At 64.5% G+C, this 13,210-nt stretch carries 14 protein-coding genes; 7 read left to right on the top strand and 7 right to left on the bottom strand.

All coding sequences use genetic code 11. The features are described 5' to 3' along the window. The 3 genes from ABT352_RS40370 to ABT352_RS40380 all read left to right on the top strand — a co-directional run. Positions 1-226: non-reducing end alpha-L-arabinofuranosidase family hydrolase (locus tag ABT352_RS40370; protein ID WP_350950359.1), on the top strand; the 226-nt coding region annotated here is incomplete at its 5' end. A gap of 221 nt (positions 227-447) precedes the next feature. Continuing rightward, the gene (locus ABT352_RS40375; RefSeq protein ID WP_350950360.1) at positions 448-2,283 is read left to right on the top strand and encodes a family 43 glycosylhydrolase; all 1,836 of its coding nucleotides are present in this window, start codon (positions 448-450) and stop codon (positions 2,281-2,283) included. A 91-nt stretch (positions 2,284-2,374) separates the two neighbouring features. Continuing rightward, positions 2,375-4,042, top strand: a complete 1,668-nt coding sequence (locus ABT352_RS40380; RefSeq protein WP_350950361.1) for a glycoside hydrolase family 27 protein — start codon at positions 2,375-2,377, stop codon at positions 4,040-4,042. Between the two features lie 123 nt (positions 4,043-4,165). On the opposite strand, the gene ABT352_RS40385 is transcribed toward ABT352_RS40380, so the two are convergent. Further along, positions 4,166-5,077 carry an aminoglycoside phosphotransferase family protein gene (locus ABT352_RS40385; protein WP_350950362.1) on the bottom strand — a complete coding sequence of 304 codons (912 nt, stop codon included), beginning with the start codon at positions 5,075-5,077 and terminating at the stop codon, positions 4,166-4,168. Between the two features lie 168 nt (positions 5,078-5,245). On the opposite strand from ABT352_RS40385, the gene ABT352_RS40390 reads away from it, so the two are divergent. Then, positions 5,246-6,124, top strand: coding sequence for a hypothetical protein (locus ABT352_RS40390; RefSeq protein ID WP_350950364.1), 879 nt, complete (start codon positions 5,246-5,248; stop codon positions 6,122-6,124). Positions 6,125-6,250: 126 nt separating this feature from the next. On the opposite strand, the gene ABT352_RS40395 is transcribed toward ABT352_RS40390, so the two are convergent. The 6 genes from ABT352_RS40395 to ABT352_RS40420 form a co-directional block, all read right to left on the bottom strand. Next, positions 6,251-6,709, bottom strand: a complete 459-nt coding sequence (locus ABT352_RS40395) for a hypothetical protein (RefSeq protein ID WP_350950365.1) — start codon at positions 6,707-6,709, stop codon at positions 6,251-6,253. Positions 6,710-6,922: 213 nt separating this feature from the next. After that, complete coding sequence (locus ABT352_RS40400; RefSeq protein ID WP_350950366.1) at positions 6,923-7,708, bottom strand: TSUP family transporter; 786 nt, start codon at positions 7,706-7,708, stop codon at positions 6,923-6,925. Between the two features lie 249 nt (positions 7,709-7,957). Beyond that, entirely contained in the window at positions 7,958-8,293 is a 336-nt protein-coding gene (locus tag ABT352_RS40405) for a helix-turn-helix domain-containing protein (protein ID WP_350950367.1), read from the bottom strand. Further along, positions 8,290-8,607, bottom strand: coding sequence for a type II toxin-antitoxin system RelE/ParE family toxin (locus ABT352_RS40410; protein WP_350950368.1), 318 nt, complete (start codon positions 8,605-8,607; stop codon positions 8,290-8,292). Before ABT352_RS40410 ends, ABT352_RS40405 begins: the two co-directional genes overlap by 4 nt. Before the next feature lie 184 nt (positions 8,608-8,791). Further along, on the bottom strand, positions 8,792-8,992 hold the full coding sequence (locus ABT352_RS40415; protein ID WP_350950369.1) for a DUF397 domain-containing protein: 201 nt from the start codon (positions 8,990-8,992) through the stop codon (positions 8,792-8,794). Continuing rightward, entirely contained in the window at positions 8,989-9,420 is a 432-nt protein-coding gene (locus ABT352_RS40420; RefSeq protein ID WP_350950373.1) for a DUF5753 domain-containing protein, read from the bottom strand. The genes ABT352_RS40415 and ABT352_RS40420 overlap by 4 nt, the downstream gene beginning before the upstream one ends. A gap of 339 nt (positions 9,421-9,759) precedes the next feature. On the opposite strand from ABT352_RS40420, the gene ABT352_RS40425 reads away from it, so the two are divergent. The 3 genes from ABT352_RS40425 to ABT352_RS40435 all read left to right on the top strand — a co-directional run bounded on the left by ABT352_RS40425 (position 9,760) and on the right by ABT352_RS40435 (position 13,027). Continuing rightward, positions 9,760-10,881, top strand: coding sequence for a NucA/NucB deoxyribonuclease domain-containing protein (locus tag ABT352_RS40425; RefSeq protein ID WP_350950370.1), 1,122 nt, complete (start codon positions 9,760-9,762; stop codon positions 10,879-10,881). 755 nt (positions 10,882-11,636) lie between these two features. After that, positions 11,637-12,227: a hypothetical protein gene (locus tag ABT352_RS40430; RefSeq protein WP_350950371.1), complete on the top strand. Its 591-nt coding sequence runs from the start codon at positions 11,637-11,639 to the stop codon at positions 12,225-12,227. 128 nt (positions 12,228-12,355) lie between these two features. Beyond that, entirely contained in the window at positions 12,356-13,027 is a 672-nt protein-coding gene (locus tag ABT352_RS40435; RefSeq protein WP_350950372.1) for a class I SAM-dependent methyltransferase, read from the top strand. Positions 13,028-13,210: the final 183 nt, after the last annotated feature.

Raw genomic sequence — 13,210 nt, forward strand, 5'->3', positions numbered from 1 at the left:
GCAGGCCGCGACCGAGAGCAACCCCTTCGCGGGCAAGGCCAACAGCGGCGCCACCTGGACCAACGACATCAGCCACGGCGAGCTGCTGCGCACCAACGCCGACCAGACCATGACCATCGACCCCTGCAACCTGCAGCTGCTCTACCAGGGCCGCAACCCCAACTCCAACGGAGTCGACTACGGCCTGCTGCCCTACCGCCCCGGCCTGCTCACCCTGCAGCGATAACACCGTGACACCGATCCGGCTCGAACGTCTCCGACGCTCACCGCGAAGGCGCACACCCCACCGGGTGAACGTCGTCACGGCACGCGATCAGGACCGGTTCGAGCCGGAACGGCGCGAGACCGATCCCCTCTGAACCGCCCCGGACGCGTCGGAGACGCCGAGCCGCCGCGTCCGGGGCCACCAACACCCCCCCAACGAACACCGCCTGAGGGAGACGACCGGTGAGACCCGCACTTCGCACGGCGAGAAGAAGAACTCGCCGCCTGGTCCTGTGGACACTGAGCCTGCTGATGTTGATCGCGTTGTCCCCGCTCTCCGCGAGGGCGGACAACCCGATCGTCCAGACCATCTACACCGCGGACCCCGCGCCACTCGTCCACAACGGCCGTGTCTACCTCTACACCGGCCACGACGAGGACGGCTCGACCTACTTCACCATGCGCGACTGGCGGGTCTTCTCCTCCACCGACATGGCCAACTGGACCGACCACGGCTCGCCCATGAGCCTGGCCACCTTCGCCTGGGCCGACGCCAACGCCTGGGCCGGCCACGTCGTCCCCCGCAACGGGAAGTTCTACTGGTACGTGCCGGTGCGCAACCGGGCGACCGGCGGGATGGCGATCGGAGTCGCGGTCGGCGACAGCCCCACCGGGCCCTTCCGCGACGCGCTGGGCCGCCCGCTCGTCGAGAACGGCGAGATCGACCCGCACGCGTTCATCGACGACAACGGCCAGGCCTACCTGTACTGGGGCAACCCCCGCCTCTGGTACGTCCGGCTCAACACCGACATGATCTCCTTCTCCGGCAGCGCCACCCAGATCCCGCTCACCACCGCGGGCTTCGGCACGCGCAACGGCAACGCGAGCCGGCCCACCCTCTACGAGGAGGGGCCCTGGGTCTTCAAGCGCGGCAACCTCTACTACAACGTGTTCGCCGCCGAATGCTGCTCGGAGTTCATCGCCTACTCCACAGCGCCCAGCGCCACCGGACCGTGGACCTACCGGGGAACGATCATGCCCCGCCAGGGCAGCAGCTTCACCAACCACCCCGGGATCATCGATTTCAACGGCGGATCCTACTTCTTCTACCACAACGGCGCGCTGCCGGGCGGCGGCGGCTACACCCGCTCGGTCGCCGTGGAGAAGTTCACCTACAACGCCGACGGCACCATCCCGACCATCAACATGACCACCGCCGGCCCCCCGCAGGTGGGAACGCTGAACCCGTTCGTACGCCAGGAGGCCGAGACCATCGCCTGGGCGAACGGCGTCGAGACCGAGCCCTCCAGCGAAGGCGGCATGAACGTCGGCTTCATCAGCAACGGCGACAACATCAAGGTCAAGGGCGTCGCCTTCGGCACGGGGGCCTCGTCGTTCACCGCCCGGGTGGCCTCGGCGGCGAGCGGCGGCACCATCGAACTCCGCCTGGGCAGCGCCACCGGCACCCTGGTCGGCACCTGTTCCGTCCCGGGGACCGGCGGGTGGCAGAACTGGACCAGCGTCACCTGCCCGGTGAGCGGGGCCACCGGAACCCGCGACCTGTATCTCCGCTTCACCGGCGGCAGCGGCAACCTGTTCAACCTCAACTGGTGGCAGTTCACCGCCGGTGGCGGCACCGGGGGAAACCTGCTCACCAACGGGAACATGGAGAACGGCACGACCGGGTGGACGACCTCGGGTGGCACCCTGTCGTCGGCCACGAACGTCGCCTACGCCGGCAGCCGCTCCCTGCTCAACTCCGGACGCACCTCGGCCTGGCAGGGCCCCCACCAGAACGTGACCTCGCTGCTCACCAACGGCAAGAGCTACACCACGAGCGTCTGGGTGCGCTCGCAAAGCGGCACCCCCAGCGCGAAGGCGACCCTGACGTACACGGCCAACGGCACGACGAACTACCTCCAGCTCACCCCCGCGCAAACGGTGAACGCGAACGGCTGGACCCAGTTGACCGGTACCGCGACCGTGTCGTGGACCGGCACCCTGACCAACGCCTCCTTCTACGTCGAGACCGCCGCGGGAACCGACGGCCTCTACATCGACGACGCCTCCTTCCAATAACCGGCCCCCTCGCCAGGGGTCCGATCGTCGATCCCCCGACCGGCGGGCCCCTGGCGCCGCGCCCACCCCCCACCCCTGAGGAGCGATCTCAATGAGAAAGAACCGGCTACGGGCGTTAATCGCCCCGGTCGTCACCGTGACGCTGGCCCTCGCGATGGGAGCCGTGGCGCTCTCCACGGCCACCCCCGCGCAGGCGTTGAACAACGGTGTGGGCCGCACCCCGCCGATGGGGTGGAACACCTGGAACACCTTCGGCTGCAACATCAACGAGACGCTGATCAAGCAGACGGCCGACGCGCTCGTCAACAACGGCATGCGCGACCTGGGCTACCAGTACGTCGTCGTCGACGACTGCTGGTTCGATCCCAACCGCGACTCGGCGGGCAACCTCCAGGCCAACCTGTCGCGCTTCCCCAGCGGGATGAAGGCCCTGGGCGACTATCTGCACGCCAGGGGCCTGAAGTTCGGCCTCTACCAGGCCCCCCTCGACAAGACCTGCGCCCAGTACTTCAACTCCTACCCCGGCGCGACCGGCAGCCTCAACCACGAGGTCCAGGACGCCCGGCAGTTCGCCGCCTGGGGCGTCGACTATCTCAAGTACGACTGGTGCTCGCCCACCGGCAGCATCGACGACCAGGTGCGCACCTTCGCCAAGATGCGCGACGCCCTGGCCGCGACCGGCCGGCCGATCCTCTACAGCATCAACCCCAACAGCATCCACTCCAAGACCGGCCCGCAGCGCAACTGGGGCGACGTCGCCAACATCTGGCGCACCACCGAGGACATCACCAACGCCTGGAACACGAATCAGACCAACGGCTACCCGATGGGCATCCAGAACATCGTCAACGTCAACGCCCCCCTCTCCGGCTACGCCGCACCGGGGCAGTTCAACGACCCGGACATGATGGTGGTCGGCCGGGGCGGCATGAACGACACCGAGATGCGCAGCCACTTCGCCCTGTGGGCGATCATGGCCGCGCCCCTCATCGCCGGTAACGACGTCCGGAACATGGACAACGCGACCTCCACGATCATGAAGAACCAGAACCTGATCGCCATCAACCAGGACACCCTCGGCCTTCAGGCAGCCCAGATCAGCAACGACGGCACCCGCCGCATCCTCGCCAAGCGGCTGAGCAACGGCGACGTCGCGGTCGCCCTGTTCAACCAGGGCGGCAGCACCACCACCATCAGCACCACCGCCTCCGCGATCGGCCTGTCCGGCAACTCCTTCAGCCTGCGCGACGCCTGGACGAACGCCGTCACCTCGACCACCGGCGCCATCTCGGCGAGCGTTCCCGCCCACGGCACCGTCGTGTACCGGGTGAGCGGCGGCACGCCCAACCCCACGCCCTCCCCCACGCCCTCGTCCACGACCCGGATCCAGGGGGTGGGCTCGGGCCGGTGCCTCGACGTGACCGGCGTCTCCCAGACCAACGGGACCCAGGTGGGGATCTGGGACTGCAACGGCCAGACCAACCAGCAGTGGACCACCACGGCCGCCGGTGAGCTGCGGGTCTACGGCAACAAGTGCCTGGACGTCAACAACAACGGCACCGCCGACGGCACCACCGTCATCATCTGGGACTGCAACGGCCAGAACAACCAGAAGTGGCGCTTCAACGCCGACGGAACCATCACCGCCCTCGGCGCGAACAAGTGCCTGGACGTCGTCGGCAGTTCCACGGCCAACGGCGCCAAGACCCAGATCTGGACGTGCAACGGCGCCGCCAACCAACGGTGGAACCGCACCTGATCACAGCACGCACCGGCTCCTCGTCACCGTGTGAGCCGCCACAACCCGCTCGCCGCCGCTGTGTGCCCAGCGGCGGCGAGTGTGCCCCCTACGGCCGCCGGGTGAGTACCGGTCCCGATGACGTCAGCCGGCCCGATCGTGGTCGGCCAGGACCTCGTCGACGACATGACGGTGCTCCGCTGCTTTCCGCTCGTCCCCGTCGATGTTCTGGGCCAGGGTGATCAACGCCTTCCACAGCGCCCAGCCACGAGCACGCGCCCACATGGCGGCATCCTGAGCGACGATGTCGCGGAAGACCTCCCGGCTCTTTCCCGAGAACATCGTCCACGCGATCACCAGGTCGCAGGCGGGATCCCCGACGCCCGAGGTCCCGAAGTCGATGACCGCCCTCAGCTTCCCATCCCGAACCAGCAGGTTCCCGCTCGCGATGTCACCGTGGAACCACATCGGCGGCCCGGACCAGGTCGCCTCAAGCGCGGCGTCCCACACGGCCGCCGCCCGGACGGTGTCGACGCGGCCCTCCAGGACGGCGAGGGTACGGCGTGTCTCCTCGTCGTAGTAGGCCGGTGGCGTACCCCGGTGGAAGCTGTGCGCGCCCGCCACCGGCCCGCCGGTCGCGTCGGCGCGTTGCATGGCGAGGACGAACTCGGCGACCGAGGCCGCGAACTCGGACAGGTCGTCAACGCGTTCAGGGGTCGCGGTCTCGCCGTCCAGCCAGCCGCGGATCGACCAGTTGAACGGGTAGCCCTCGCCGGGAACCCCCTTCGCGAGGGGAACGGGAATGTCGACCGGCAACGACGGGGCGAGCACCGGCAACCACCGGTCCTCCTTGTCGACCGCAGGGGCATAACCGGCCGCGGTGGGAAGGCGCGCCGTCATCTCGTCGCCGAGACGGTAGGTGCGGTTGTCCCATCCGTCGACCTCGACCGGTGTCACGGGAAGGGAGCTCCAGTGGGGGAACTGGGCGGCGACCAGCCGCCTCACCAACCCCGCGTCGATGCCGGCGCGCCCGTCGATGTTCCTGTTCTCCACCACCCGGAGAGTGTGTCGGCCCTCCCCTCCACCCCGCAAAAGGTTTTCGGCGTCCATGCGTTCGTCGCAGCTCTCTGGCAGCCACGGCGTCACCGTGAGAAAATCCGCACGAACAAGCCGAACTCCACTTTTGTCCGGTGCCCCGAACGCTTAAAAAAGGACGAACTCTCGATGAGACGATGGGCTGCCCTCGGGGTCGCCGTACTGATCGCGTCCATGTCGGGCACCATGACTCCCGCCGCCGCGCAGGCGGCCGCTCCCGATCCGGTACGCGCGCTCAAGCAGCAGTTCAGAGACGAGCACGGCGTTCGGATCTCCGAGACCAACCGCTTCTTCTACGGCGAGAGGTCGACGGTCTCCGGGAGCGGGATCCTGATCAGAGGTCGTCTCCAGTTGTCCCCGTCGGGCCCGGTGGCCGCTGATTTCACCTGGTGGGACCTCTCCCGGCCGAAGAAGGGGACCCCGTCCAAGAAATCGAACCCCTACCGGGTGATCCGCGTCGGCAAGAAGACCTACGACGACGCCACCCGATACCCCGGGCCCGTTCCGGACGGCAAGAAGTGGGTCCGGTTCCCTGACGAGCACCGGGGACGGATGAACCGGGACATGGCCCGGGGCGCCAGCCTGCAGCCGATCGACATCTACGACCCGTCCATGATGAGGGCCGTACTGAAGCGCTCGGCGAGCAAGGCCGTCTCCGGCGGTTTCCTCTACCGGGGCACCGTGAGCTACCAGGAACTGCGCAGGATCTCCAAGAGTCCCCCCATCGCCTGGACCTCGGGCAAGCGCATCGGTAAGAAGAGCAAGGGGAAGGTCTCCTGGCGACTCTGGACCGACCGTGACGGCCTGCCCAAGCGCCTGGTCACCGCCGACAGCGCGGGAGCGGGGAAAGAGCCGCTGGTCAAGCGGAGCGACACACGCTACACCGACTGGGGATGCCGTCTCGTCATCACCGCCCCGCCCGCCGACGAGGTCATCTCCGAGAAGGACCTGCGGGAGTACGCCCGCAGACAGAACGCGTCCGCTCCGACGGACTCAGGGAACACCTGAGACCCTCCGCCGACTACGCCGCGCGGTCGCCCGTAACCCCGCTTTGAGGCTCCCCCGGCGGTCCGGACGGCTCGGTGCGCGGGTTGGGCCGACTACCCCGCTGAATGCGGGTCGGCACGACGGATGTCAGGCGGCCAGAGCCAACCTCGAGGGCAGATAGGTGATGTCGCTTCCGGCGATGTAAAGGCGCCAGTTGAGCGAGGTGGGACGACTGACCACGTTCACACGCAGCCCCGCCCCCGCCAGCCAGACGGCCAGGTCGGCGAAGTAGCCGTCTCCCGAACCGATGACGACCCGCTCGAACCGCAGGTCGATCCTGCCGCTCACCGCCGCCTCCGTGAGAGCGCTGTCGGCCCCGTCGGCCCCCGGGCGGATCAGCAACTGCGCCCCACGGATCGCGATCCCCGCACTCACCATGGAGCGAGGGTTCACCGCGGCGATGAACTGATCCATGGGGCCGATCGGGACGCGCTCCCGATACTCGTTCATCGTCTGCCTCACTTCGGCCGTCGTCGGCGCGGGGGACGCCGTCAGGTTCTCGATGTCCAGAAGGTGGATCGACCGTCCGTCACGCAGAGATCTCATAGCCCGCCCACTCGCTTCTCGTTGTGGCAAGTAAGTCGAGAATAAATACTGTGAACTTAGTATGCAAGTTTTTTAGCGGCGAGATGTTCACAGCCAAGCCGCCGGAGGTACGCGCTACGGCTAGAACCGACCGACGCGGGCTTGGCCCCTCCCTACTCAATGAGTTCCGAGATCACGTGAACACGGGTGTGCCGCCGTTTCGGCCATCTACCTTCAGCTCAGAGCCTGGGCCGCATACAAGCCGGCCAGGGCGACGGCCAAGGTCCCCAACAGCAGTCGCAGACCGACCTCCGGCAGGCGAGGCTGGAGGTGAGCTCCGACATAGCCGCCGATCAAGCCACCCAGACCACACAGCAGGCCCAACGCCCACACCGGTGCGATATCGCCAGGGGCGATCAGCGCCAGGACGGCATAGGTGAGCGCGCCAACGATCGAGGTGACGAACGTCGAGGCCAGTGCGGCAGGTGCGACCCTGGCCATCGACAGGCCGCGCCCGGCCAGGATCGGCCCCAGAAGCGATCCGCCGCCGATGCCGTATATCCCGCCGACGATCCCCACCGCCACCGCGAGCGTGGTGATGGCGCGCGGGGAGGGATCGTCGGCCGGACCGGGGTTGCGGGGTGGGCGAAGCGTGCGCACGCACAGCCACAGGCCCAGCGGGAGGAGCAGGCAGGCGACCAGGAGGCGGAACACCTGCGGGCCGGGTAACAGGAAGACCCGGACGAACGCGCCGATGATGACGCCAGGCAGGGTGCCGAGCACCAGCAGGCGGAGCAGCGGGCCGCCAAGCTGGCCACGCCTGCGGTAGCGCAGCAGCGCGCCGGGGGTGGCCACGACATTGAACAACAGATTGGTGGGCGTCACCGCCGGGTTCGGCACGTTCAGCACGCTGAGCTGGATCGGAAGCAGGAATACCGCCCCCGACACCCCGACCGGGGCGGTCACCACCGCGATCAGCAACCCCGAGACGAAGCCGAGCAATCCCTGCCACCAGGTCAACACTTCACCGCTCGCACCCCATCCCTTAAAACCTACCGTGATTACGGAGATTTAGGAATGCCCCCGTTGGAGGGCAAAGCGGTGAAGCCCGTGACCACGAGAGCGCCGCCCTCCTCTTTCACCCCCCTTATGGGATCGTGATAAGGATCATCCGGCCTCGCTTCCTCGCCCGACCGCATCCAAGCCGAACGGGACCAAGTAAGCCTTGAGTCGGTTCCGCGCAGCTGACATTGACGACGTGCGCAGGGGTTACGCAGCGTGGGTGTCAGTGCCGCGCAGGATGTACAGGTCGTCGCCGAAGACGGCGGAGATCTGGAGATGGCCGCCGAGGGCCTGGACGTAACGGGCAATGGCCTCGACGGTGGAAACCTCGCCACGTTCGATCTGGGAGACACGGCTCTTGGTGACGCCCATCCTCTCGGCCACCTCAAACTGGGTCAGGTCCAATGCGGTACGGCGTTCAGCGAGGCGGTGGCCGTCGATGTATGCCTGGTTGCGTTTGCGAGCTTCGGCGACCACCTGCTCGCCCCCGGCGTCGGCGACAATGCCGGGGCGTACGCCGCTCCACTTGGGAAAGTTCGTCATCGCCGGCCCTCCTCTTCTTCCCGTTCCTTCACATACCGCGCGTACAGCTCTTCGGCTTGCGGGATCACCCGCCGGTACCAGCCGGACCAATCTCCCGATTTGTCCCCGCCGACCAGCAGAATCGCCGACCGCCAGGGATCGAACACGAAGATGACCCGGATCTCCGAGCGTCCCGCCGATCCAGGCCGCAACTCCTTAAGGTTGTGGACTTGCGAGCCCTCCAGCCGGTCAACCAGTGGCCTCCCCAGCCCGGAACCTCCCTCGGCCAGTCGGTCGATAGCGTCGACCACTTGAGCTTTGGGCCTCTCATCCAAGGCGTTGACCCAGGTTAGGAATTCGTTGGTAACGCGAATCTCCCACTCCTCTGCGCCGCGCGTGTAGCAAATCCTCTACCGCACGGAGATGGGGTAGGTAACGCGACGCACGGACGAGGTCTTGCGCTTGCCGCACGGCCAGGCGTACCCGAGGCACCTCAACCGTGCGGCACTCGTGGTCAGGTCAGATCTCTTCGCTGCGGATGCCCGCCAGGAAGTTGTTCCAGGCTGCCGGGGAGAAGGTCAGCATCGGGCCGGATGGGTTCTTGCTGTCGCGAACGGCGATGAGGCCGGGCAGGTTGGTGGCTACCTCAACGCAGTCGTTGTTACCGCCGCTGAGGCTGGACTTGCGGAAATCGGCGGAAGACAGGTCGGGGAAGATCATGCCTTACTCCTCATCGCAGCTATCAATTTTGTGGATTCCTGGGGGGACAAGCATGAATCGGCGAGGCGCTCGAACATGAGCATAAGCCTGCGGACCTGATCCATAGCCTCCACATAAACCTCACCAGCCGGACATTCCGCGTATCCGATCTCGGGATCTTCGTCGCCGAAGCCGAGGACGGAAAAGGCTCCTTCCAGCCCGGTGTGTGCACCGTTCGCAAGTGGCAGGATCTGGATGGTGACGTTTGGCCAATCCATGATCCGAAGGAGATCGTTGAGCTGATCGGTCATGATCTCGGGCGTACCGATAGGCCGATTCAGGGCTCCCTCATCCATGAGGACATGCAGCACCGATGTCTTTGAACCGAGAAGGTTGATCTTCCTCTGATCTGGTCCAGCCAGGCCACCGCCCAGCCCGGTGATTCTCAGGTAACGCTACAGGTCCCCAAGGACCGACTGAGAGACGGCGAGAAGGTGCGATGGCGAGCCCGCGCCACGGCTGACAGCGTAAACGGCCCCTGGACCGACTGGAAAACCTTTGATGTTCACGCCTCGAAAAACGAGAATCAGCCAACCACTAATTCCTCGACTGCTTCCCCTAACCGCGCATCAACGTACTCGGCGAGCAATTTCAAATACGACAGAATCAAGGACAACGACGACTGCCAGTCAAACGCAAGGAGCGCCTACGGATACGCTCCCGGTAGCAGGGTTCTTCAAAATCCGAAGGGCTATGCAAGGAACCGTTTCTCGTGGTGTGCCACATACATGTCTGGATTGGTTCGCGTTAAGCGCGACGGATTCGGCAACATTGTAAAGAACGCACAGGGGCAGCCGGCAACCACCGATGAGATCTGGTTTCCACAAATACTGATCGGGCGCACCTATCAGGGAAGTCGAACCATAGAATTCGACCTTTGGGTAGACGAGGGAATCAACTCCAAGGGCGACTTCTTTGAGGGGAAGACCTTCTCCATCGGCATGATGGGAACCGGCTACCCCAACGCAAATGCTTGCCTTCCGGTTACCAGGGATGGCCTGAAAACGTCGTACGTCGGAAACGAGGACTACTGGGACGATAGAACGGTAAAGTTCAAGTTCGAGTCCTATGTCGATCCAGGATCAGCAGGGTCCGACAACCGCGAGTTGATCGGCACCTGCACTACGAGGACAACCCTTAACCTCGTCGGCCTTAGCGGCTCCCAAGAAGCACTGGCCCCTCCGAAGCAAAGCATCCGGTGCGATTCCGCCACCTATGCCGGATATGCACAAGGATGCATCTTCGATCACGAGACACCATCGATCGCATTGAAGGAGAGCAATCACCCGAACGCATACTCACACATCTCCCTGGCATACTTTAACCCCGATGCCACCCACCCTAAACCCACCGACCATGCGAACGCATGGCCAGTGAATGTTGATGGAATTAGAAAAGATACAAAGAAGGTAATTCCCGGCCTGAGCAAAAACAGGCTTATTCATAGGCTCTACCAATACGATGATGAGATTCGTCAGACCTTCAACCGCGCCGGCCGCAATACGGGTAGAGCACAGTCGGCATGCCGATGGTCATACTATCCCACGTGGAATGGCACAGGGTCATTTCCGTGGGTCGCCGCCGGCAATCAATGCGACGAATTCCCATTCGCTTCCACGTATGAGGGTGCCTGGGTATGGTGGCAAAATAGCATGCCGGACGACGCAGGCAGCTACCAGCCGAAGGGTGTGAACTATTCGGTGAAGCCCATACCGTCCGCAGAGAACAATTCATGGGGCGGATCTGCACCAGGCGGTGTTCGGTCTTACTATGTGTACGATCGCATGCTGGACGGGGACGCTTTCTTCATACGCCTTTACAATAAGGAAGGCGTCCGACAGAATCATTGATCAGGGGCAACGCAACAAGCTAGGTTTCGTCTAAGATGCACGGTGCGGTCTCGTTCTGAAGACTGCACCGTGCATCATCAATTGGATATGCGGAGCGTGAATGTCGCAACTAGTCGATCATCTCCACGAGACCATCACAGTGGAGCGGAGTCAATTCATGCTGAGAGATCAGGACGGCACCTTGGACGAGCCGCCGGGCTGGCCCAGTGTGGAGGAGATCTCGGCGCGTCTCAGCCAAGGCTCCTGGTTCGAAGCAACCTTGAATTGGGCGGTGTTTCTGAGCAGTGACGGATGGCACGACACCCAGGTTGTCCTAGAACTATGGGATGACTTCCCTCCCGATACTACCGACTCCTGGGAAAGAAGTAAGACAGCCTCTTTTTATTCTAGTTCCGGCCTCGTCTACTTGAGCATGTTGTACGGTAGCGGACCCCCATCTGTACCCCTGGACCTGCGCAGAGACGCCGACGAATGGAATATCAGGGCAAGTCGTCGTCCGGGAGAGGGCTGGAGCTGGCTAGAAGAAGATTCTCCTCCAAAAGGTGTCGAGGAGTGGTGTATTCAGTTCTGGCCGCTACGGGGTCTGGTCGCTGGCCTTACTGATGCTTCCCGCAGAACAGAGGACTCTACTAGCGTCCAAAGGTACCTCGAAACTCTATCCAGGATTGGAAGCTGACGCTGCAAGTTTCGCGGCTCCTGTATTGACTCATACGACTCTTTGGGCGCGCTAGTAGTACTTCGTTAGGCTGGTTGGGGTGGTGTTCTGGCCGCGCTGCGGCAGGTATGTCGCCGGATATATTATGACTCTTTTCCCCACTGAAAACCAACAGCGTCTTCTGGTGGCGCACGGGCTCAACAGGAGGTTCGGTGCCCTATGGGTCAGCATTGCGGATGGTTACGAGGTAGCCCGAGGGCTGCACTTCCCGGTGGGGACAATAGAGACGTGCGACTTTCAAACCGCTATGAGGTCGTACGATCCTGCGGGCTCCGCGCGGCGGGCCTGGATCACACCGCATACACCCGGCTGGTCACACGTCCTTCTCCTCAGTGGTGGGCAGGCATCGTCCGCGGAGGAACTCAGCCGCCATGGTCAGCGCGTGTTTGAAATTTCATACGTCGGCGGAATCGAGGAACTCGACGAGCCGATCTACACCTACGACGGCGAGTATAGAAGCATATTCGACGAGGCCGCACATGAAGCCCATTGGACAGATCTACCGAACGACGACACGATGTCGATACCAGAAACACTGGACCAGTTTATGATCATCATAGGAAGAATCACAGGAGGTTTTCTCGACCAGAATTGGATTTCATCGGAAGGGCTTTTGTGTGTTATGCCTTGATGCCGGCACAGCACCTCGTGGACTGACATGAGCGAGACGACCACACTGAGAAGAACCCATCGATTCAGGCCGATGGAATCACAGGGGAACCGGCCTTACGCTCCCCCTCAACCTCGAAGGGCTGCTGTATGACGAGTGCCGAAAGCAGGCCGGGTGCTTCGATCGCGTCTTTCTGGGATGCCTTCGCCGACTCCTTCGACGAGGAGGCCGACCACGGCCTTCGCGACCCCGCCGTCAAGACCGCCTGGGCGGAACGCCTGCGCTCCTGGATGCCCGCCTCGCCCGCCGACGTCCTGGACGTGGGATGCGGCACCGGCTCGTTGTCCTTGGTGCTCGCCGAGCAGGGGCATCGGCCGGTCGGGGTGGACCTGGCCCCGCTGATGATCGAGCAGGCCCGGCGCAAGCTCACGGCGGCCGGTTTCGATGCCGCGATGATGGTGGGTGACGCGAGCGACCCGCCCGCGCAGGCCGGGACGTCTTTCGACATGATCCTCTCCCGTCACCTGTTGTGGACCCTGCCCGATCCTCAGGAGGCGTTGCGCCGATGGATCGGTCTGCTGCGGCCCGGCGGGCGTTTGGTTCTCATCGAGGGACGTTGGGCGTCGGCCGAACCGGGTGAGGATCAGCTCTACGAGGGGAGGTCCGAGCCGATGCCGTGGGCGGGTGGAGTCGAGGCGGAGCGCCTCCTGGCGACGCTGCGGCCACTGGTCGACACCGCCCGCGTCGAGCCATTGCCCGATCCCGTCCTGTGGGGGCGAGCCGTCCAGGACGAGAGATACGCCGTTGTCGCGTTCGCGTAGTCGTTCGCACTTCAGGCCGGTCCCCTGAGAGACGGCAGCGGTGCGGCCGGATGAATGCCTTGAACTCCTCCCCGGCCTGAAGACCGGAGATTCTCCCGTCGCGTCGCGGTTAAGCGGCGCGCGGGGGTTGACGCTTCGCAGACCGGGTAGCCCCGAGGTCTCCACGTCCTGACACCGGCGTTC

It is taken from the genome of Streptosporangium sp. NPDC000563, from assembly GCF_040299985.1.
In the GTDB taxonomy this organism is placed as follows: Bacteria; Actinomycetota; Actinomycetes; order Streptosporangiales; family Streptosporangiaceae; genus Streptosporangium.